This window comes from Halomonas sp. ND22Bw (genome assembly GCF_003011945.1).
Lineage (GTDB): Bacteria > Pseudomonadota > Gammaproteobacteria > Pseudomonadales > Halomonadaceae > Halomonas > Halomonas halophila.
Genome location: NZ_PXWD01000013.1, coordinates 46,260 through 67,732 on the forward strand (window position 1 = coordinate 46,260; position 21,473 = coordinate 67,732).

Consider the following 21,473-nt stretch of genomic DNA (forward strand, 5'->3'; position numbering starts at 1 on the left):
TTTTAATCGTGTATTCCCAGATGAGGCGTGACTGGGATAGGGTGGAGGGACAGCCGCAACACCATGACAATGCAGCAATAACAACAAGGCGCGATCCCCGCAGGGTCGACCACAGCCTGGAGAATGCCATGAGCGAGCACGCCACGCCTGCCGTCCTGCGCGGCCCCGATCTCGAGGGGCGCGACGACTATGACTCGGTGATGGAGGTCTTCCACGCCGCCATCGAGCGCTTCGCCGACAAGCCCGCCTTCACCTGCATGGGGCGGACCCTGGATTACCGTGAACTCGATCGCCTGTCCGCTGACTTCGCCGCCTGGCTGCAGCACGAGGCCGGGCTCGAGCCAGGGGATCGCATCGCCATTCAGCTGCCCAACCTGCTGCAGTTCCCGGTGGCGGTGTTCGGTGCCCTGCGTGCCGGCCTGGTGGTGGTCAACACCAATCCGCTCTATACCGAGCGGGAGATGGCCCATCAGTTCAAGGATTCGGGCGCTCGGGCCATCGTCATCCTGGCCAACATGGCGGCCAAGCTGGAGAACGTCCTCGACCAGACCCGGATCGAGCGGGTGGTGGTCACCGAGATCGCCGACCTGCACCCCTTCCCCAAGCGGCCGCTGATCAACGCCGCGGTGAAGTATCTCAAGAAGATGGTGCCGGCCTATCGGCTGCCCGGGGCGACGCGCCTTCGCGATGCGCTCGCGCGCGGTGCGCGCCTCGAGCATCGCGAGGTTGGCCGCGGCCGCGACGACATGGCGGCTCTGCAGTATACCGGCGGCACCACCGGCCGGGCCAAGGGCACGATGCTGACCCACGGCAACCTGGTGGCCAACATGCTCCAGGCGCGCCAGGCGATCGGCCCGGGCCTCGCCGAGGGCGCCGAGACCATCGTCGCGCCGCTGCCGGTCTATCACATCTACACCTTCACGGTGAACTGCCTGTTCATGATGGAGACCGGCAACCACTCGGTGCTGATCCCCAACCCCCGTGACCTGGAGGGTTTCGTCAAGACGTTGAGGTCGGTTCGCTTCACCGGCTTCGTGGGGCTCAACACCCTGTTCAATGCCCTGTGCCAGCGCGAGGACTTCCGCCGCCTCGACTTCTCCGCCCTGCATCTGACCATCTCCGGCGGCATGGCGCTGACCAGCGCCGTGGCTCAGCGCTGGGAGGAGGTGACCGGCTGCCCCGTCGCCGAGGGCTACGGCCTCACCGAGACCTCGCCGATCGTCAGCTTCAATCCCATCGACGACATCCGGCTCGGCACCATCGGCAAGCCGATGGGCGACACAGAGGTCAAGGTCGTCGATCTGGACGGCAATGATCTGCCCTTGGGCGAGACCGGGGAACTGTGCGTCAGGGGGCCCCAGGTGATGAAGGGCTACTGGAACCGCGAGGAGGATACCGCCGCCTCTCTCGATGCCGAGGGCTGGTTTCGCACCGGCGACGTGGCGGTCTTCGACGAGGACGGCTACATCCGCATCGTCGATCGCAAGAAGGACATGATCCTGGTCTCCGGCTTCAACGTGTACCCCAACGAGATCGAGGACGTGGTGGCGAGCCATCCCGGGGTGGTGGAGTCGGCCGCCGTGGGCGTGCCCGACGAGGACAGCGGCGAGACCATCAAGCTGTTCGTGGTGGCCAGCGACCCCGACCTGGACGCCGCGACCCTGCGCGCCTGGTGCAAGAAGGAGCTGACCGGGTACAAGGTGCCGCGCCACGTGGAGTTCCGCGACGAGCTGCCCAAGACGAATGTGGGGAAAGTGTTGCGCCGTCAGCTTCGCGACGAGGCGCAAGGCGAAGCGAAGGAAGCGGGCGAGGCGTCCTAGGGCAGCTCGGCTGCCCGAGACGCGATCATGTTCAGCAAAGTCCTGCGCCGACAGTTTCGCGACGAGGCACAAGGTGAAGCGAAGGAAGAGGGCGAGGCGTCTTGAGTCAGCACTGATCGCGAGCCGGGGACAGGTCGAAGAGGGGGTTTTTGGCCATGGATGGCCAAAGTAGCGCCCAGGGATGGGTTCACAGCGCCCCTCGCAGGCCTGTCGCCGGCGGGAGTGCTCCGATACTGGTACGAGCGGGCACGGAGGGTCGATTAGCCCCCGACTGGTTCGCGGCGTTACAATGGCCGGCTCGCATCGCCCGACCGATGCGAGCCGTTCTGTCGTCCCGCCCGTTCGATCACCGGAGCCTTCGAGTCCATCGTGAGTACCCTGACCCCAGCCCCCGACGCGCCCGAATCCGATGTTGCCGCCCTGGAGGCCCTCAGGGGCGAGCTCGACGGCGTGCAGCTGCGCGACGCGCCCCGCCTGGGCAAGCGCCTCGACGGCCTGACCCGGCGCTGCCGCCAGGGCAAGCCGGTGGACCGCGGGCTCGCCGAGCTGCGCCGCGAGATCGAGCGCTCCCGCGCCCGGGTCGAGGCCCGGGCCTCGCGCCCGGTGACGCTGTCCTATCCCGAGGAGCTGCCGGTCGCCGAGCGCCGCGAGGACATCCTCGAGGCGCTGCGCGACCACCAGGTCGTGGTGGTGGCCGGCGAGACCGGTTCCGGCAAGACCACCCAGCTGCCCAAGCTGTGCCTGGAGCTCGGCCTCGGTCGGCGCGGGCTGATTGGCCACACCCAGCCGCGCCGGCTGGCGGCCCGCTCGGTGGCCACGCGCCTGGCCGAGGAGATGGAAGTGCCGCTGGGCGAGCAGGTCGGCTACCAGGTGCGCTTCACCGACCACACCGACGATGCCACCCAGGTCAAGCTGATGACCGACGGCATCCTGCTGGCCGAGACCCGGCACGATCCCGACCTGACGCGCTACGAAGCGATCATCATCGACGAGGCCCACGAACGCAGCCTCAACATCGACTTCCTGCTCGGCTACCTCAAGCGCCTGCTCGACCGTCGCCCGGACCTCAAGGTGATCATCACCTCGGCGACCATCGACGTGGAGCGCTTCGCCGAGCACTTCGCCCTGGCGGGCGAGGACGGCACCCGGCGTCCGGCGCCGGTGGTCGAGGTCTCCGGTCGCACCTATCCGGTGGAAGTGCGCTACCGGCCGCTGACCCGCGAGGCCGAGGACGAGGAGGACCGCACCCTGCAGGAGGGCATCCTGCACGCGGTGGAGGAGATCCAGGCCGCCGAGCGCGAGAAGGGCTGGTTGCACGGGCCCCGCGACATCCTGGTGTTCCTGCCCGGCGAGCGCGAGATCCGCGAGGCCGCCGACACCCTGCGCCGTGCCGAGCTGCGCGACACCGAGATCCTGCCGCTCTATGCCCGGCTCTCCAACGCCGAGCAGAATCGGGTCTTCGCCCCGCACCGCGGGCGGCGTATCGTGCTCTCGACCAACGTCGCCGAGACCTCGCTCACCGTGCCGGGCATCCGCTACGTGATCGACCCGGGCCTGGTGCGCATCAGCCGCTACAGCTACCGGGCCAAGATCCAGCGCCTGCCGGTGGAGGCGGTCAGTCAGGCCAGCGCCGACCAGCGCAAGGGCCGCTGCGGCCGCGTGGCCGAGGGCCTGTGCATCCGCCTCTACGACGAGGAGGACTACCTCGGTCGCCCCGAATTCACCGATCCCGAGATCCGGCGCACCAACCTGGCCTCGGTGATCCTGTCGATGCTGTCGCTCAAGCTCGGCGACATCGAGGCCTTCCCCTTCGTCGACCCGCCCGACTCGCGCTTCGTCACCGACGGCTTCCGGCTGCTGTTCGAGCTCGGTGCGGTGGACGAAGGCCAGCGCATCACGCCGCTCGGCCGCAAGCTGGCGCGGCTGCCCATCGACCCGCGCCTGGCCCGCATGCTGCTGGCCGGCGCCGAGCAGGGCGGCCTGCGCGAGGTGCTGGTGGTGGTCTCGGCGCTGGCCATCCAGGACCCGCGGGATCGCCCGGCCGAGAAGCGCCAGGCCGCCGACCAGGCCCATCGCCGCTGGCAGGATCCGGACTCCGATTTCGTCGGCCTGTTGAACCTGTGGCACGGCTTCGAGGCCGCCCGCGAGGAGCTCTCCGGCAACCGCCTGCGCCGCTGGTGCAAGGACAACTACCTCAACTACCTGCGGCTGCGCGAGTGGCACGACACCTTTCGTCAGCTGCGCCAGCTGCTGCGCGACATGGACATCGACGTGCCCGCGCCGGCCCCGCTGCCGGCCCCGCTGCCGGCCGAGGACGACGACGGCGAGGCGGCCAAGAAGGCCCGCCGCGAGAGCGCCGTGCGGCTGCACAAGGCGCTGCTGCCGGGGCTGCTCTCGCACCTCGGCCAGCTGCTGGAGAACCGCGAGTACCAGGGCGCGCGCAACCGCAAGTTCATGATCCATCCCGGCTCGGGGCTGGCCAAGAAGACGCCCAAGTGGGTGATGGCCTTCGAGCTGGTCGAGACCTCGAAGCTGTTCGCCCGCACCGTGGCCAAGATCGACCCGGCCTGGATCGAGCCGCTGGCCGGCCACCTGGTCAAGCGCAGCTACAGCGAGCCGCACTGGGAGATGAAGCGCGCCCAGGTGGTGGCCTTCGAGCAGGTCACGCTGTTCGGCCTGGCGATCGTCAGCCGCCGCCGGGTGCACTACGGCCCGATCGCGCCGGCGGAGTCCCGCGAGCTGTTCATCCGCCGTGCGCTGGTGGAGGGCGAGTTCAAGACCCGCGGCGAGTTCTTCGCCCACAACCGCGCGCTGGTCGAGGAGGTCGAGGACCTCGAGGATCGCGCCCGCAAGCGCGACATCCTGGTCGACGAGGAGGCGCTGTTCGACTTCTACGACGCGCGCATTCCCGAGGACATCGTCAACGGCAAGGGCTTCGAGGCCTGGCGCAAGCAGGCCGAGCGCGACGACCCGAACGTGCTCAAGTTCGACCGCGCCGCGCTGCTCGCCCGGGAGGCCGAGGAGGTCACCCAGGCCGACTACCCGGATGAGCTGGCGCTGAACGGCGTGCGCTATCCGCTGAGCTACCATTTCGCCCCCGGCGCCGCCGATGATGGCGTGACCCTGACGGTGCCGGCGGCGATGCTGCCGCAGCTGCCGGAGGGCCGCCTGGAGTGGCTGGTGCCGGGGCTTTTGCGCGAGAAGTGCATCGCGCTGCTCAAGTCGCTGCCCAAGTCGATCCGCCGCCAGGTGGTGCCGATCCCCGACTGGGTGGACGCCGCCCTGCAGGCCATGACGCCGGACGACGTGCCCCTCACCGAGGCGCTGGGCGAGTTCCTGCGGGTCAAGACCGGGGTGCGGCTCACGCCCGACGACTGGCGGGTCGACCAGCTCGAGCCGCATCTGGTGATGAACCTGCGGGTGGTCGACCACGAGGGGCGTGAGCTCGGCCAGGGGCGCGACATCCGCGCCCTTGAGCAGCGCTTCGAGGCCGCCGCCGGGGAGGGCGCCCGGGCACTGGCCAGCGAAGCCAGCGAGGCGGACGCCCTGGAGACGCTGCCCGAGGCGCCGCTGCCGGAGTCCCGGGTCACTACCCAGGCCGGCATCCGCGTCGAGGCCTATCCGGCGGTGGTGCCGGAGGACGACAGTCTGCGGGTCGAGCTGTTCGACCACCCCGACAAGGCTCGCGAGGCCCATCGCCGCGGCGTGGTGCGCGCTGCCATGGCGCGGCTTCCCGACCAGGTGCGTGCCATCGAGCGCCTGCCCGGCCTGCAGCCCTGCGCGCTGCTGTTCGCCAAGGTGGGCAGCAAGCGTCAGCTGGCCGAGGACCTGGTCAGCGCGGTCTTCCAGCAGGTGGTGGCGGTCGATCCGCTGCCGCGCTCCCGCGACGAGCTGGAGGCGCGCCTGGCCGAGACCCGCGACGCCCTGGTGCCCCGTGCCGAGGAACGGCTCGGCATCCTCAAGCAGGCGCTGGAGGGTCATCTGGCGGTGACCAAGGCGTTGAAGGGCAACCTGAACCTTTCGCTGGCGCTGGTATACAGTGACCTCAAGGCCCAGATGCAGCGCCTGGTGCATCCCGGCTTCGTCACCGAGGCCGGCGACTGGCTGGCGGAATATCCGCGCTACATGGAGGCCGCTCAGATCCGTCTGGAGAAGGCGCCCCGAGAGCGCATGCGCGACCAGATGCACATGCAGGCGGTGCAGGACTTCGAGGCGCGGCTGGCGGCGCGGCGCGAGAGCGAGCGTCGCGGCGGGATCGAGGACCCGGCGCTGGTCGAGTTCGGCTGGTGGATCGAGGAGCTGCGCGTGTCGCTGTTCGCCCAGCAGCTGGGTACGGCGCTGCCGGTCTCGGAGAAGCGCCTCGAGAAGCGCTGGAAGGAGCTGACCGGACGTGCCTGAACGGGCCGTCCGGGCTGGAGTGTTGCGTCGCCGCGGGCTACAGTGCCGGCAGCGTCGCGGCCACGCGATACCGATCGACAATGGACACCAGAATGACGCGTAGGGAGACCGTTCGAGCCATGATTCCGACCTTCCCGAGCCGTCGGGCCGGCCAAGGCCTGGCGGCGCTGTGCGCCCTGTCGCTGCTGACGGGCTGCGCGACCACCTCGGGCGTCGACGATGCCCATCCGGACGACCCCTGGGAGGGCTTCAACCGGGGGGTGTTCGCCTTCAACGAGACGCTCGATCGTTACGCCCTCAAGCCGGTGGCCCAGGGCTACCGCTTCGTGACGCCGGACCCGGTGCAGACCGGCGTCGGCAACTTCTTCTCGAACCTCGGGGAGATCGGTAACACGGTCAACAGCCTGCTGCAGGCCAAGCCCGCCAACGCCGGCATCTCCACCGGTCGCTTCCTGGTCAACTCCACGGTGGGCGTGCTCGGCTTCTTCGACGTGGCCTCCCGCATGGACCTGGTCGGACGCGAGGAAGACTTCGGCCAGACCCTGGCGGTGTGGGGCGTGGGCGAAGGGCCCTACCTGGTGCTGCCGCTGCTGGGGCCGAGCACGGTGCGTGACACCGCGGGGCTGCCGGTGGACATGTACACCGACCCGGTCACCTATGTCGAAGAGGACAAGGTGCGCTACGGGCTGCGGGGCCTGGACGTGATCGATACCCGGGCGGGGCTGCTCGACCAGGAAGAGCTGATTCGCGGCGATCGCTACAGCTTCATCCGCGACAGCTGGCTGCAGCGTCGGCGCTTCGAGGTCAACGACGGCGAGATGGGGGAGGACCCCTTCGCCAGCGACGACTTCGATTTCGACGATGCCGACTTCGATGATGCCTTCGCCGAGTGAGGCCACAGGATGCCTGACGCCAATGAGCTGGTCTGCCTGATCGATGCCCCCGGAGCCGAGCGTGATGCCCTGGCCGAGGTCATCGCCAAGGAGGGGCTGGCGGTCATCGCCGTGGAATGCCTGGAGCAGCTGCCGGACGAGACGGTGCTGGCGGTGGCTCATGCCCGGGCGGTGCCCAGCGAGGCCTGGCAGGCGCTGGCCGAGCGTCTGCCGACGCTGGTGGTCAGCGATGACCGCCAGGACAGCGATCTGATTCATGCCGTGGATGCGGGGCTGGTCGACTACGTGATCGAACCGCGCCGCCACGGCCACCTGCTGCGTCGCATGATCCGTCGGGTCATCGATCTCCACCGCCTCGCCCGGGAGCGCGAGCGCGACCGTGAGCGGCTGTCCGAGCTCAACGAGCGCCTGGAAACCCACCTGGCGATGCTGCGCCTCGACCAGCAGGCCGGTGGCCAGATCCAGCGCAAGCTGCTGCCGCCGCGCCCGCAGAGCATCGGCGGGGTCCGCTGCGACTACTGGCTGGTGCCGTCGCTCTACCTGTCGGGCGACTTCCTCGACTTCCAGCGCTTCGACGATCGCTACACCCTGTTCTACTTCGCCGATGTCTCGGGACACGGCGCCTCGTCGGCCTTCGTCACGGTGCTGCTCAAGTCGCTGTCGCACCGCTGGCAGCAGGAGTGGGACGGCCGGCACCCCGAGGAGCTGGCGCCGCGCTGGCTGGCGGGGCTGAACCGCGAGCTGCTCGATACCGGCATTGGCAAGCACGCGACCCTGTTCGTCGGCGTCATTGACCGGGAGCGGGGCTATCTTCACTATTCGCTCGGCGCGCAGCTGCCGATGCCGATGCTGATGACCGAGGGCCGGGCGCACTATCTGGAGGGCGAGGGCATGCCCGTCGGGCTGTTCCCGGACGTCGAGTATCCTCGGCTGGGTTGCGCGCTGCCGGCGGACTTCCGGCTCTGGCTATGTTCCGACGGCATCCTGGAATGCCTGCCCGGGGAGACCCTGGAGGCGCGACTCGAGGTGCTGAGGGCACGGGCCGAAGGCAGCGAGACGATCCTGGACCTTCGTCGGGGGCTTGCCCTGGGCGACGACATCGCCGAGGCTGACGGTGAAGACGATGCCTCCGGCCGGGACGAGCTTCCCGACGACCTGACGATCATGATGTTGAGCGGATTTGGCAATGATGATGCATGAAGGCCGCCTCAAGGCGGCGTTCGACTCCGGCGTGTTCGTGCTCAAGCTGTGCGGTGACGTCCGCCTGACGCTCTGCGCCACGCTCGACACCCAGGCGCAGCAGCTGGCCGAGACGCCGGGGCTGGAGGCGGTGATGGTGGACCTGCGCGAGGCCACCAACGTCGACTCCACGGCCCTGGGGTTCCTGGCCAAGGTGGCCATGGCGCTGCAGGGGCGCCTGAAGCAGCCGCCGACCATCGTCGTCGACAACCCGGACGTGCGGCGCATGCTCGACGTCATGGGATTCGCTCACTACTTCACCCTGGTGGAGTCGCCGATCACCGAGCCCCATGAGCTGCGCGACCTGCCCGAGGTGCCGGCCGACGAGGAGGGCATGCGTCAGCGCATCCTCGAGGCGCATCGCATCCTGATGCACATGAACGAGCACAACCGCGAGCAGTTCCAGCCGCTGGTGGAGATGCTCGAGGATCACAAGGACGAGACGCCGGGCGCCTGAGCCAAGCGGGCATGGTATGGGGCCAGAAACGCCGCGCCTGGCCGGAATGAAGGAAGGCCGGAATGAAGAAGGGGGAGGCGCCGAACGGCGCCTCCCCCTTCGCGTTGCGAGGGCTGCCGGCACGACGCCGGCCGGCGATCAGCCCTGGCGCAGCTCGCCCAGCAGCGTCTCCAGCTTGCGCTGGTCGGCCATGAACTTGCGGATGCCCTCGGCCAGCTTCTCGGTGGCCATGGCGTCCTCGTTCAGCGCCCAGCGGAAGTCGGCCTCGTTCTGGGGTTCCGGGGTGCGGGTCTCGGCGTCCAGCGGGGTGAGGCGGCGCGTCAGCGTGCCCTGGCTCTGTTCCAGCTCTTCGAGCAGGGCCGGCGAGATGGTCAGGCGGTCGCAGCCGGCCAGCGCGGTGATCTCGCCGCTGTTGCGGAAGCTGGCGCCCATCACGATGGTCTCGTAGCCGTGGCCCTTGAAGTGTTCGTAGATGCGCTTGACCGACTGCACGCCCGGGTCGCGGTCGCCGCTGAAGTCGGCGTCCGGCTGCTGGGCCTTGTGCCAGTCGAGGATGCGGCCGACGAAAGGGGAGATCAGGGTCACGCCGGCATCGGCACAGGCGCGGGCCTGGTCGAAGTTGAACATCAGCGTCAGGTTGGTGTGGATGCCTTCTCGCTCCAGTATCTGGGCGGCATTGATGCCCTCCCAGGTGGCGGCGAGCTTGATCAGGATCCGCGACGGGTCGACACCGTGACGCTGGTAACGGTCGATCAGCGAGCGGGCCCGGTCCAGCGAGGCCTGGGTGTCGAAGGAGAGTCGCGCGCTGACTTCGGTGGACACGTAGCCGGGCACCAGGGCGCTGATCTCGCTGCCGATGTCGACCGCCACGGCGTCGAGGGCATCGTCGATATCGGTGGCCTGGCGGGCGATCTCGGCCAACCGGGCGCGGCGGCCTTCCTGCTGGGCGGCCTGAAGGATCAGCGAGGGGTTGGTGGTCGCATCGGTGGGCTGGAAGCGGCGGATCGCCTCGATGTCGCCGGTGTCGGCGACCACCGTGGTCATGCCTTTGAGTTGCGTCAGCAGGTCGTCTGCCATGGGTCCTGAGTCCTCCGTGTGTCGAACCTTCACTCTAACAAGCGCGGGAAAGGGAAAACAGGCGCGTCCAGCATCGGCCAGTGAGGTGCGTTATCATTAGCGTCCTTTTGGCATGCTTCTAGGAGGTCGCTTGACCCTCAGTGCTCGACGCGTGGCCCTGCTGGTGGCCACCAATACCGCCCTGGCGCCCTTCGCCATCGACGCCTATCTGCCGGCGATGCCGGCACTGGCCGAGGCTGTGGGGGCGAGCGTCCATCACACCGAGCTGTCGATCAGCCTGTTCCTGTTCGGCTTTGCCTTCGGCCAGCTGTTCGGCGGGCCGCTGTCCGATCGCCTGGGGCGCCGCCCGGTGCTGCTGGTCGGCCTGGTGATCTTCCTGCTGGCCAGCCTGATGATCATGCGGGTCGAGAGCCTCGGCGAGCTGCTGACCTGGCGCTTCGTCCAGGCCCTGGGCGGCGGCGCCTGCGTGGTCAATTCCGCGGCCATCGTGCGCGACTGCTTCAGCGGGCGCGAGGCGGCCAAGGTAATGTCGACCATGGCCATGATCCTGATGCTGGCGCCGCTGGTGGCGCCGGCGGTGGGCAGCGGCCTGTTCTACCTGGCCGACTGGTGGCTGATCTTCGCCTTCCTGGCGGCCTACGCGGCCTTTCTGCTGTGGCTGATGGGCACCCGGCTGCCGGAGACCCGCCCGGTCGATGCGCCGATCGCCTCGGCCGGTCAGGTGCTGCGCAACTACGGGAGCGTGCTGCGCCACCGTGAGGCCATGGGCTACGTGCTGTCGGTGGCTTCGACCTTCTCGGGCATGTTCGCCTTCATCACCGCCTCGCCGTTCCTCTACATGACTCACTATGGGGTCTCGCCGGCGATCTATCCGGTGGTGTTCGGCGCCAACGTGGTGGTCATGGCCTTTTCCAACCGCATCAACATCCGCCTGCTGCGTCATCGCACGCCCCAGCAGAACATGCGCCTGGGGCTCGGCGTACAGTTGTGCGTGGCGCTGTCCCTGGTGATGCTGGTGGCCACCGGGCTGGATTCGCTGGCCACGGTGGTGCCGCTGATCATGCTGTTCATGGGCATGGTCGGGCTGATCACGCCCAATGCCATGGCCTCGATGCTCGAGCACTTCAGTCATATGAGCGCTACCGCCACGGCGCTGCTGGGCTGCATCCAGTTCACCTGCGGCGCCCTGGCCGGGGTGGTGGTCAGCGCCTTCGAGGTCGACAGCGCCTGGCCCATGGTGCTGACCATGCTCACGGTGTCGCTGATCGGCAACCTGGCCCTGCGCGCGCTGGCCGGTCGCGCCGCCCTCCACTGAGTCCCGTTCCTGCCCGCTCCGACGACCGGCCCCGTCTGCGGGGCCGGTGTCACCCTCCGCCGACGCCGATGTCGGCATCCGAGCTCGCTTGTCATGAAGCTGTCATTTTCGTGGGGCATCTTGTGTGTCGCGAAAGGATGATCACTTCCCCGAACAGGAGCTCTCTCCATGAACCGCATCCTCAAGACCACCGCCATCGCTGCCGCCGTCATGGGCGTCGTCGGTGTCGCCCAGGCCCGCGATCAGGTGCGCATCGTTGGTTCCAGCACCGTCTACCCGTTCGCCAGCTACGTGGCCGAGGAGTTCGGTGCCACCACCGACTACCCGACGCCGGTCATCGAGTCCACTGGTTCCGGCGGCGGTCTGCGCCTGTTCTGTAACGGTGTCGGCGAAGGCACCCCGGACATCACCAACGCCTCGCGTCGCATGAAGCCCTCCGAGTTCGAGCGCTGCGCCGAGAACGGTGTGACCGACATCACCGAGGCCTTCGTCGGCTATGACGGCATCGCCTTCGCCCAGTCCGCTCAGAACGACGAGATGAACGTCAGCCGCGAACAGCTGTTCCTGGCCCTGGCCGCTCAGGTGCCGGTCGATGGCGAGCTGGTCGACAATCCCTACACCCAGTGGAGCGACATCGACGCCTCGCTGCCGGAGCGCGACATCGCCGTCTACGGTCCGCCCACCACCTCCGGTACCCGCGATGCCTTCGAGGAACTGGTGATGGAAGCCGTCTCCGAGGAGATGGAGGCCTACGGTGGTGAGGGTTACACCGACATCCGCGCCGACGGCGCCTACATCGATGCCGGCGAGAACGACAACCTGATCGTCCAGCGCCTGACCGAGAACACCGCCGCCTTCGGCATCTTCGGCTACTCCTTCCTCGAGGAAAACGCCGACAGCGTGATGGGCTCCCACATCGACGGCGTGGCGCCGACCCCGGACGCCATCGGCAGCGGCGAGTACCCGGTGTCCCGCTCGCTGTTCTTCTACGTGAAGAACCAGCACGCCGACGAGGTCCCGGCCATGAACGAGTACGCCAACATGTTCATGAGCGAGCAGATGATCGGTGACCTGGGCTACCTCAAGGGCATCGGCCTGATCCCGGCGCCGGAAGACCTGCGCGCCGAGGCTCGCAGCGCCGTCGAGAACCACGAGGCGCTCGAGCTGGCCGACCTCAAGTAAGAGGCCGGATCTCAGCCCTGTACCGGCCGGCAGCCAGGGGCTGCCGGCCGGCGCACGTTCCGACGGGTCGCCGGCCTTGCCGGCCCCGCGGATCCATTCCGCCGAGAGACAACTATGCAGACCAATCAAATCCTCGCTCTGTTCTGCGGCACCCTGCTGGTGCTGGGTCTGATAGCCTTCTTCCTGGGACGAGCCAAGGCCGCCAGGGTGCGCGCCGCCGGCACGTCCATGCATGCCCAGCCCGACCAGTACGCCTGGTTCAGCGTGCTGTCCACCGCCGGCCCGGCCATCGCCGTGGGCGTGGTGGGGGCCTTCGCCATGCTGCTGCTGGGCGCCGAGATTCCCACGCTCTACCTGCTGGCTGCCAGCCTGGTCGTCGGCTGTGCCGGTCTGGCCATGGGCATCGCCATGGTGCGTCCGGACTTTCACGCGCGTAAGGCCATCGAGAGCGTCATTCGCTTCTTCCTGGCCGGCGCCGCCCTGATCTCGATCTTCACCACCTTCGGGATCCTGATTTCCATCGTGGGAGAGGCCATCCGCTTCTTCCAGATGCAGAGTTTCTGGGACTTCATCACCGGTACTACCTGGAACCCGGGTGCGAGCTTCCTCGAGGCCGCCGGCCGCGCCGAAGAGGGGGCCAGCGCCGCCCAGTTCGGTTCCATCCCGCTGTTTGCCGGCACCTTCATGATCACCGCCATCGCCATGCTGGTGGCGATCCCGGTGGGCCTGCTGTCGGCGATCTACATGGCCGAGTTCGCCCCCCAGCGCGTGCGTACCCTGGCCAAGCCGGTGCTCGAGGTCCTGGCCGGCATCCCCACCGTGGTCTACGGCTTCTTCGCCGCCATCACCGTGGCGCCGCTCATCGTCAGCGTGGCCGGCTTCTTCGGTATCGATGCCTCCTTCAACAACGCCCTGGCGCCCGGGGTGGTGATGGGCATCATGATCATCCCCTTCATCTCCTCGCTGTCCGACGACGTCATCAACTCGGTGCCGGACAGCATGCGCCAGGGCTCGCTGGCGCTGGGCATGACCAAGGGCGAGACCATTCGCGACGTGGTGGTGCCGGCGGCACTGCCGGGCATCATCTCCGCCTCGCTGCTGGCGGTATCCCGGGCGCTGGGCGAGACCATGATCGTGGTCATGGCCGCCGGCATGCGTCCCAACCTCACGGCCAATCCGTTCGAGGACATGACCACGGTGACGGTCCGCATCGTCGCCGCCCTGACCGGTGACCAGGAGTTCGCCAGCGCCGAGACGCTGTCGGCCTTCGCCCTGGGCCTGGTGCTGTTCGTGGTGACCCTGTCGCTGAATCTGGTCTCGGTGATCATGATTCGCCGGTTCCGCGAGAAGTACCGGATCAACAACCTCTAACGCCTTGGAGCCTATCCGATGAGCCAATCCTTCGACGAGATCAGCGCCCAGCTCCGGCGTCGTCACCGCAAGTCCGCGCGCCTGAAGTGGATCTCCATGGGTGCCCTGGGCCTGGCCGGGCTGTTCCTGGTGCTGTTCTTCACCGACATGATGATCAAGGGGCTGCCGGCCTTTCAGCAGGCGCAGGTCCAGGTCGAGGTCGACTACAGCGAGCGGGCCTCCCAGCTGCCGCTGGCCGCCGTCCAGGAGGATGTGCGCCCGCTGGTCAGCCGCGGTTACCTGCGTCTGATCCCCGGTCGCATGAACGACAATCCCGAGCTGCTCGGCACCACCCGCATGGAGTGGGTGCTGGCCGACGGCCAGGTGGACCAGTACCTCAAGGGCCATCACAGCCGGCTGAGCGCCAGCGAGCAGGAGGTGGTGGACCGGCTGCAGGCCGAGGGGCGCGCCGAGCTGCGCTTCAACACCACTTTCTTCTCCAACGGTGACTCCAAGATGCCGGAGCTCGCCGGCATCGCCTCGGCCGCCATGGGCACGGTGCTGACCCTGCTGGTGACGCTGGCGGTGTCCTTCCCGATCGGCGTGATGACCGCGGTGTATCTCGAGGAGTTCGCCCCGGACAACCGTGTCACCCAGCTGATCGAGATCAACATCAACAACCTGGCGGCGATCCCCTCGATCCTGTTCGGTCTGCTGGGTCTGGCGATCTTCATCAACTTCTTCGGCGTGCCGCGGTCCTCGCCGGTGGTCGGTGGCCTGACGCTGGCGCTGATGACCCTGCCGGTGATCATCATCGCCACCCGCACCGCGCTGCGCAGCGTGCCGGATTCCATCCGCCACGCCGCCTTCGGGGTGGGCTGCTCGCGCTGGCAGGTAGTACGCGACCACGTGCTGCCGCTGGCCCTGCCGGGCATCATGACGGGCTCGATCATCGGCCTGGCCCAGGCCATGGGCGAGACCGCGCCGCTGATCATCGTCGGGATGGTGGCCTTCATTCCCGACGTCACCTCGTCCTTTACCGAGGCGGCCACGGTGCTGCCGGCGCAGATCTTCACCTGGGCGGGTGAGCCGGATCGTGCCTTCATCGAGAAGACCTCCGGGGGCATCCTGGTGCTGCTGGCCGTACTGATCACGCTCAACGCCACCGCGGTGGTGCTGCGCAAGAAATTCGAACGTCGCTGGTAAATCCCGCGGCCAGACACAGGATATGCCAAGATGAACATTCAAATTTCCGAGCGGAAGATGGGCCCCATGAGCGGACACAGTGCCGGCGAGCCGGTGGTACGCAACGAGAACGCCAATCACGAGCTGAGCGTGCGGGTGCGCGACCTCAACCTCTGGTACGGCGAGACCCAGGCGCTCAAGAACATCAACGTCGACGTCTTCCAGAAGAACGTCACGGCGCTGATCGGTCCGTCGGGCTGCGGCAAGTCGACCTTCCTGCGCTGCCTCAATCGCATGAACGACCTGATCCCCAGCGTGCGGATCGAGGGCCTGATCTCGATGGACGGCCGCGACGTCAACGAGGCCAAGATGGACGAGGTGGCCCTGCGCCGCCGCGTCGGGATGGTGTTCCAGAAGCCTAACCCCTTCCCCAAGTCGATCTACGACAACATCGCCTATGCGCCGCGCATGCACGACCTGGTGAGCCGCAAGGCCGACGTCGACGAGCTGGTGGAGCGGGCGCTGCGCGACGCCGGCCTGTGGGAAGAGGTCAAGGACAAGCTGCAGGAGCCCGGTACCTCGCTGTCCGGTGGCCAGCAGCAGCGCCTGTGCATCGCCCGGGCGATCGCCGTGCAGCCCGAGGTCATCCTGATGGACGAGCCGACCTCGGCCCTGGACCCGATCTCCACGGCGACCATCGAGGACCTGATGGACAAGCTGAAGCAGCAGTTCACCATCATCACCGTGACCCACAACATGCAGCAGGCCGCGCGCGTCGCCGACTACACGGCCTTCTTCCACCTGGGCGAGCTGATCGAGTACAACGATACCCAGACCATGTTCTCCAACCCGGCCACCAAGAAGGCCGAGGACTACATCACCGGGCGCTACGGCTAAGCGACGCGCTCGCGTGATCATCCGACGGGGAGGCCTCTGGCCTCCCCGTCTGCGTTATCGTCGTTGTCACGAGGGTGTCATGTGACTCGACTATATATGGAAATCCATATATATTCGGGAGCCCACGACATGACCAGACGGCGCATCCTCTTCCTGTGCAACGCCAACTCCGCTCGATCGCTGATGGGCGAAGCCCTGCTGCGCCACCTGGCGGGGGACCGGTTCGAGGCGTTCAGTGCCGGCAGCGAGCCGGATCGTCCCCATGACATGGCCCTGGCGGCGCTGCACAAGCAGGGCATCGATACCCAGGGGCTGGCCAGCAAGTCGCTGGAGGCGTTCGCCGGCGAGCGTTTCGATACCGTCATCGTGCTCTGCGACAAGGCGCGTCAGGCCTGTCGCGACTGGACCGGCGAGGTCGATGAGCGCCTCGACTGGGACATCCGTGACCCGCGGCTGATCGAGCGCGAGCAGGCCTATGAACAGGTGCTCCAGGAGATTCGTCATCGGCTACAGCTGTGGCTCGATGCCCAGCACTGAGTCGCGGCCGTCGTTCACCGTCATCCCCGGGAGGTTTTCATGACCCTGTCCATCGGCATCAACGGCTTCGGCCGCATCGGCCGCCTCGCGCTGCGCAGCCTCTGGCCGCGCGTCGAGGCCGGCGAGGTCGCGATCGAACGTCTCAACGACCCCGGCGGCGATGCCGCCACCTTCGCCCACCTGCTGGAATTCGACTCGGTGCACGGTCACTGGTCGCCGGGGCAGGGCATCCAGGCCGAGGCCGACGCCCTGATCATCGACGGTCGGCGCATTGCCTTCAGCGGCCATGACACCATCGCCGCCGCCGACTGGTCCGGCTGCGACGTGGCCCTGGAGTGTTCCGGCCACATGAAGACCACCGACAGGCTCCAGGCCTACCTGGACCAGGGCGTCGGCCGGGTGGTGGTCAGTGCGCCGGTCAAGGAGGAGGGCGTACTCAACGTGGTGATGGGCGTCAACGACGACGCCTTCGACCCCGCCCGCCATCGCATCGTCACCGCCGCGAGCTGCACCACCAACTGCCTGGCCCCGGTGGTCAAGGTGATCCTCGAGACCTTCGGCATCCGCCACGGCTCGATGACCACGGTGCACGACATCACCAACACCCAGACGATTCTGGATGCGCCTAGCTCTCCACAAAAGCCGGACCTGCGCCGCTCGCGGGCCTGCGGCATGAGCCTGATCCCCACTACCACCGGCTCGGCCAAGGCCATCACCGCCATCTTCCCCGCGCTCGAGGGCAGGCTGAACGGCCACGCCGTGCGCGTGCCGCTGGCCAACGCCTCGTTGACCGACATGGTCTTCGAACTCGAGCGCGAGACCACGGTGGAGGCGGTCAATGCGGCGCTCAAGGCCGCGGCGGAGGGACCGCTGGCCGGCATCCTCGGCTATGAGGAGCGCCCGCTGGTCTCCATCGACTATCGCACCGACCCGCGCAGCGCCATCGTCGACGCGCCCTCCACCATGGTGGTCAACGGCACCCAGCTGAAGCTCTACGCCTGGTACGACAACGAGTGGGGCTATGCCAACCGCACCGTCGAGCTGGCCCTCAAGGTGGGACCTGCGCCGGTCGGCAGGGAGCCGCTGGCCGATGCCTGAGGTCGGAAGCGTCGCCGGCCGTCTGAAGGCGTTGCCCTTCGAGGTGCGCCAGTACCTGCTGATCACCGGCAACTACTGGGCCTTCACCCTGACCGATGGCGCCCTGCGCATGCTGGTGGTGCTGCATTTCCACCGGCTGGGCTACTCGCCGCTGGAAGTGGCGCTGCTGTTCCTGTTCTACGAGGCCTTCGGCGTGGTCACCAATCTGGTCGGCGGCTGGCTGGGGGCGCGCCTGGGCCTGAACCGCACCATGAACGTCGGGCTCGGTCTTCAGATCGTGGCACTGGCCATGCTGATGGTGCCCGCCGCGGCGCTGACCGTGCCCTGGGTGATGGCCGCCCAGGCGCTGTCGGGGATCGCCAAGGACCTCAACAAGATGAGCGCCAAGAGCGCGGTCAAGGTGCTGGTGCCGAAGGAAGACGCCGGTGCCCAGGGCGCCCTCTACCGCTGGGTGGCGATCCTGACCGGCTCCAAGAACGCCCTCAAGGGGGCCGGCTTCTTCCTCGGCGGGCTGCTGCTGACGCTGATCGGCTTCCGCGGCGCGGTCGGCCTGATGGCGGCCATGCTGGGGGGCGTGCTGGTGCTCTCGCTGTGGCGCCTGAAGGCCGACCTCGGGCGCGGCAAGCGCAAGCCGAAGTTCAACGAGGTGTTCTCGTCGTCGCGGGCGGTCAACGTGCTGTCGGCGGCCCGGCTGTGCCTGTTCGCCGCTCGGGACGTGTGGTTCGTGGTGGCGCTGCCGGTGTTCCTCTATGACCAGCACGGCTGGAGCCACTGGACGGTGGGTGGGCTGCTGGCGATCTGGGTGATCGGCTATGGCGGGGTGCAGACCCAGGCGCCGCGGCTGACCGCACGGCTCGGGGCGAGCCCGCGGGGCGTGACCGTGATGCTGGCGCTGCTGCTGGCCGGGCTGCCGGCGCTGCTGGCGATGCTGCCGCTGGCCCAGGTGGGCTGGCTGGTGGCGGGCCTGCTGGCCTTCGGCGTGCTGTTCGCGGTCAACTCCAGCTGGCACAGCTATCTGATCGTGCGCTTCGCCCGGGCCGACGGCGTCTCCATGGACGTGGGCGTCTACTACATGGCCAACGCCATGGGCCGGCTCGCCGGCACGCTGCTCTCGGGCTGGCTCTATCAGGTCCAGGGGCTGGCTGCCTGCCTGTGGGTCTCGGCGGCACTGGTGGCCGCCAGCGCGCTGCTGGCGCTGGCGCTGCCGCGCGAAGCCTGACGGCTGACGAGGTATCATGCTGCCATGCCCCGAGGAGACGACACCGTGACCACCTTCGCCCCCGTGCAGGTCTTCAAGAGCCTGGCCGACGACACCCGTCTGATGCTGATGCTGCTGATCCGCCGCCAGGGCGAGCTCTGCGTCTGCGAACTGACCGGCGTGCTGCAACTCTCCCAGCCCAAGATCTCGCGGCACCTGGCACAGCTGCGTCGCGTGGGGCTGCTGGTCGGCCGTCGCGAGGGTCAGTGGATCCACTACGCCATTGCCTCCGAGCTGCCCGAGTGGATCACCGCGATCCTGGCCGCGGCCGCCGAGGGTGAGGCCCAGCGCCTCGATACCCTGGCGGCGCGGCTCGAGGCACTGGGCGAGGGGCCCGAGCGGCGCCAGGCGTGCTGCTAGACGCCGTCCGTCAGGGAAGTGTCGTTCAAGCAGGCTTGTCGCGCGGCGAGCTCCGGCGCAGGGCCCAGAGCCCCAGCGCCGGGCCCGGCAGCAGCCACCACACTGCCCAGGGCCCCTGTGAGGCCCACAGTGCGGTGGTCAGCCAGATGCCGGGCAGCGTCAGGCTGAAGCCGATGGCGTTCATCACCGCCAGGGTCGAGCCCACATGCGCCCTGGGCGCGTTGGCGGCGGCCAGGGCCGAGAATTGCGGCGAGTCGGCGATCACGGTCAGTCCCCAGACGCCCAGCAGCGTGAGCAGCAGCCACGGCGAGGCCTCCGCCAGCAGGGGATAGACGAGGCAGATCAGCCCCGAGGCGACGAGTGCGCCGCGGGCGACCGGCAGGCTGCCCAGGCGTCGGCTCAGCCGGCCGCCCAGCACGCAGCCCACCGCACCCAGCGCGATCACGCCGAAGGCGAGCCACGGAATCAGCGCCGGCGACGCCGTGAGCCGTGCGATCTCGCGGCCGACCAGGAACGGCGTCAGGGTCCATACCGCGTAGAGCTCCCAGCAGTGGCCGAAGTAGCCGCCGGCCACGGCCCGGAAGCGGGCGTCGCGCAGCGCGGCGAGCCCCTCGCGCATCCGCGCCCGGCCGCCGGGCGGCGGCAGGTGCGGGCCGTCGCCCAGGGCCAGCACCAGGGCGCCGCCGGCCAGCGCCAGCCCCGAGGCGCCGAGCAGCGGCCACTGCCAGGGCAGGCCCAGGGTGGCGCCGCGCAGCAGATGGGGCAGGGCGGTACCCAGCGTCAGCATGCCCACCAGCCAGGCCAGCGCCGCGCCGGTGTGCTTCGGCGTCCAGCCGATCACCAGCTTCATGCCCAGCGGATAGATGCCGGCCAGGCAGAGGCCTGTAGCGAAGCGCAGCAGCAGGGCGAGCGCCGGCTCGGGCGCGGCCAGCACGAAGCCGGCGTTGACCAGCGCCCCGGCCAGGCTCGCCGCGGCGAACAGGTGGCTGGCGCGGAAGCGGTCGGTTAACCCGCTGGCGGCGAGGCCCAGGGCGCCGAGGATGAAGCCGGCCTGCACGGCCAGCGTCAGCCGGCCCAGGTCGACGTCGGTGAGGCCGAGATCGGCGGCCAGCGACAGCCCCACGCCGTTGACGCTGAACCACAGCGAGGTGCCGAACAGCTGGGCGAGGACAATGACGACCAGCGGATGGCGACTCATGAGGCGGGGAAACGCTCGCGGGTGGCGTTGGCGATGCGCACCAGGGCCAGCATCACCGGCACCTCGACCAGCACGCCCACCACCGTGGCCAGCGCGGCGCCGGACTGCAGCCCGAACAGCGCGATGGCGGCGGCCACCGCCAGCTCGAAGAAGTTGCTGGCGCCGATCATGGCCCCGGGCGCGGCCACGCAGTGCGGCACCTTCCAGACCTTGGCCCAGCCGTAGGCCAGGAAGAAGATCAGGAAGGTCTGCACGATCAGCGGCACGGCGATCAACGCGATATGCAGCGGCGCGGTGAGGATGACCTCGCCCTGGAAGGCGAACAGCAGCACCAGGGTGACGATGAGGCCGATCGGCGTCACCGGCGCGATGCGCTTGAGGAAGACGTCGTCGTACCAGGCGGCGCCGCGGCGCGCGATCAGGGTGCGCCGGGTCAGGACGCCGGCGGCCAGCGGGATCACGATATAGAGCACCACCGACAGCGCCACGGTGTCCCAGGGCACCGCGATGTCGGAGACGCCGAGCAGCAGCACCACGATCGGGGCGAAGGCGAACAGCATGATCAGGTCGTTCAGCGACACCTGCACCAGGGTGTAGGCGGCGTCGCCCCGGGTCAGGGTGCTCCAGACGAAGACCATGGCAGTGCAGGGCGCGGCCCCCAGCAGGATGGCGCCGGCCAGGTACTGCTGGGCCAGCGCCTCGGGAATCCACGGCCGGAAGATCACCATCAAAAACAGCCAGGCGATGGCGAACATGGTGAAGGGCTTGATCAGCCAGTTCACCGTGGTGGTGATGACCAGCCCCTTGGGCTGACGGCGCACGCCGAGCACGGCGGAGAAGTCGATCTGCGCCATCATCGGGAAGATCATCGCCCAGATCAGCACCGCCACCGGGATCGACACCTGTGCCACCTCGAAGCGGGCCAGGGTCTCGGGCACCGCCGGGGCGAGCTGGCCGAGCAGCACCCCGGCGACGATGGCCAGCGCCACCCACACTGAGAGGAAGCGTTCGAAGCGCCCCATGCCGGTGGCGGCATCCTTGGAGGACGTATCGGGCTGTGCGGTCATGGGGGCTCCTTGTCGCGAACCGGAAGGATGGGGTTGCTCGCCAATATATATGAAAATCCATATATGATGAATGCGCTGCTTCATGCGCGGTGAAAGGGCGCGGCCCGCTGCTATGATCGGGCCCACTCGGATCATCCATCGA

17 protein-coding genes are annotated in these 21,473 nt (G+C 68.4%); 14 read left to right on the forward strand and 3 right to left on the reverse strand.

The window, feature by feature from the left end; all coding sequences use genetic code 11:
• The first annotated feature begins 128 nt into the window (after nucleotides 1–128).
• From CVH10_RS14585 to CVH10_RS14605, 5 genes are all read left to right on the forward strand, one after another.
• Entirely contained in the window at nucleotides 129–1,820 is a 1,692-nt protein-coding gene (locus tag CVH10_RS14585) for an AMP-binding protein (protein WP_106489066.1), read from the forward strand.
• Between the two features lie 369 nt (nucleotides 1,821–2,189).
• Nucleotides 2,190–6,218 (forward strand): ATP-dependent RNA helicase HrpA, encoded by a 4,029-nt coding sequence (hrpA, locus tag CVH10_RS14590; protein WP_106489067.1) that lies wholly within the window; start codon nucleotides 2,190–2,192, stop codon nucleotides 6,216–6,218.
• A 119-nt stretch (nucleotides 6,219–6,337) separates the two neighbouring features.
• Nucleotides 6,338–7,111 (forward strand): VacJ family lipoprotein, encoded by a 774-nt coding sequence (locus CVH10_RS14595; protein WP_035599581.1) that lies wholly within the window; start codon nucleotides 6,338–6,340, stop codon nucleotides 7,109–7,111.
• 9 nt (nucleotides 7,112–7,120) lie between these two features.
• Nucleotides 7,121–8,311 (forward strand): PP2C family protein-serine/threonine phosphatase, encoded by a 1,191-nt coding sequence (locus CVH10_RS14600; protein WP_106489068.1) that lies wholly within the window; start codon nucleotides 7,121–7,123, stop codon nucleotides 8,309–8,311.
• Nucleotides 8,298–8,807, forward strand: coding sequence for an STAS domain-containing protein (locus CVH10_RS14605; RefSeq protein WP_035599584.1), 510 nt, complete (start codon nucleotides 8,298–8,300; stop codon nucleotides 8,805–8,807). Before CVH10_RS14600 ends, CVH10_RS14605 begins: the two co-directional genes overlap by 14 nt.
• 138 nt (nucleotides 8,808–8,945) lie before the next feature.
• Here CVH10_RS14605 and tal read toward each other — a convergent pair whose 3' ends face one another.
• Nucleotides 8,946–9,884, reverse strand: a complete 939-nt coding sequence (tal, locus tag CVH10_RS14610; protein WP_035599586.1) for a transaldolase — start codon at nucleotides 9,882–9,884, stop codon at nucleotides 8,946–8,948.
• Nucleotides 9,885–10,014: 130 nt separating this feature from the next.
• Here tal and CVH10_RS14615 point away from each other — a divergent pair, with 130 nt between their 5' ends.
• From CVH10_RS14615 to CVH10_RS14655, 9 genes are all read left to right on the forward strand, one after another.
• Nucleotides 10,015–11,199: a Bcr/CflA family multidrug efflux MFS transporter gene (locus CVH10_RS14615; protein ID WP_035599588.1), complete on the forward strand. Its 1,185-nt coding sequence runs from the start codon at nucleotides 10,015–10,017 to the stop codon at nucleotides 11,197–11,199.
• Nucleotides 11,200–11,367: 168 nt separating this feature from the next.
• Nucleotides 11,368–12,381 (forward strand): substrate-binding domain-containing protein, encoded by a 1,014-nt coding sequence (locus tag CVH10_RS14620; protein ID WP_035599591.1) that lies wholly within the window; start codon nucleotides 11,368–11,370, stop codon nucleotides 12,379–12,381.
• A gap of 114 nt (nucleotides 12,382–12,495) precedes the next feature.
• Complete coding sequence (gene pstC, locus CVH10_RS14625) at nucleotides 12,496–13,752, forward strand: phosphate ABC transporter permease subunit PstC (protein WP_035599593.1); 1,257 nt, start codon at nucleotides 12,496–12,498, stop codon at nucleotides 13,750–13,752.
• 18 nt (nucleotides 13,753–13,770) lie between these two features.
• Nucleotides 13,771–14,937, forward strand: coding sequence for a phosphate ABC transporter permease PstA (gene pstA, locus CVH10_RS14630; RefSeq protein ID WP_035599595.1), 1,167 nt, complete (start codon nucleotides 13,771–13,773; stop codon nucleotides 14,935–14,937).
• Between the two features lie 93 nt (nucleotides 14,938–15,030).
• Entirely contained in the window at nucleotides 15,031–15,813 is a 783-nt protein-coding gene (gene pstB, locus CVH10_RS14635) for a phosphate ABC transporter ATP-binding protein PstB (protein ID WP_035599618.1), read from the forward strand.
• A gap of 129 nt (nucleotides 15,814–15,942) precedes the next feature.
• Nucleotides 15,943–16,350: an arsenate reductase ArsC gene (locus CVH10_RS14640; protein ID WP_106489069.1), complete on the forward strand. Its 408-nt coding sequence runs from the start codon at nucleotides 15,943–15,945 to the stop codon at nucleotides 16,348–16,350.
• A gap of 39 nt (nucleotides 16,351–16,389) precedes the next feature.
• Nucleotides 16,390–17,448 (forward strand): ArsJ-associated glyceraldehyde-3-phosphate dehydrogenase, encoded by a 1,059-nt coding sequence (locus CVH10_RS14645; protein WP_035599600.1) that lies wholly within the window; start codon nucleotides 16,390–16,392, stop codon nucleotides 17,446–17,448.
• The gene (arsJ, locus tag CVH10_RS14650; RefSeq protein ID WP_106489070.1) at nucleotides 17,441–18,667 is read left to right on the forward strand and encodes an organoarsenical effux MFS transporter ArsJ; all 1,227 of its coding nucleotides are present in this window, start codon (nucleotides 17,441–17,443) and stop codon (nucleotides 18,665–18,667) included. The genes CVH10_RS14645 and arsJ overlap by 8 nt, the downstream gene beginning before the upstream one ends.
• Before the next feature lie 24 nt (nucleotides 18,668–18,691).
• Entirely contained in the window at nucleotides 18,692–19,066 is a 375-nt protein-coding gene (locus tag CVH10_RS14655; RefSeq protein WP_106489071.1) for a metalloregulator ArsR/SmtB family transcription factor, read from the forward strand.
• A gap of 25 nt (nucleotides 19,067–19,091) precedes the next feature.
• On the opposite strand, the gene CVH10_RS14660 is transcribed toward CVH10_RS14655, so the two are convergent.
• Nucleotides 19,092–20,264 carry an MFS transporter gene (locus CVH10_RS14660; RefSeq protein WP_106489072.1) on the reverse strand — a complete coding sequence of 391 codons (1,173 nt, stop codon included), beginning with the start codon at nucleotides 20,262–20,264 and terminating at the stop codon, nucleotides 19,092–19,094.
• Nucleotides 20,261–21,331, reverse strand: coding sequence for an ACR3 family arsenite efflux transporter (gene arsB, locus CVH10_RS14665; protein WP_035595320.1), 1,071 nt, complete (start codon nucleotides 21,329–21,331; stop codon nucleotides 20,261–20,263). Before arsB ends, CVH10_RS14660 begins: the two co-directional genes overlap by 4 nt.
• Between the last annotated feature and the right edge of the window lie 142 nt (nucleotides 21,332–21,473).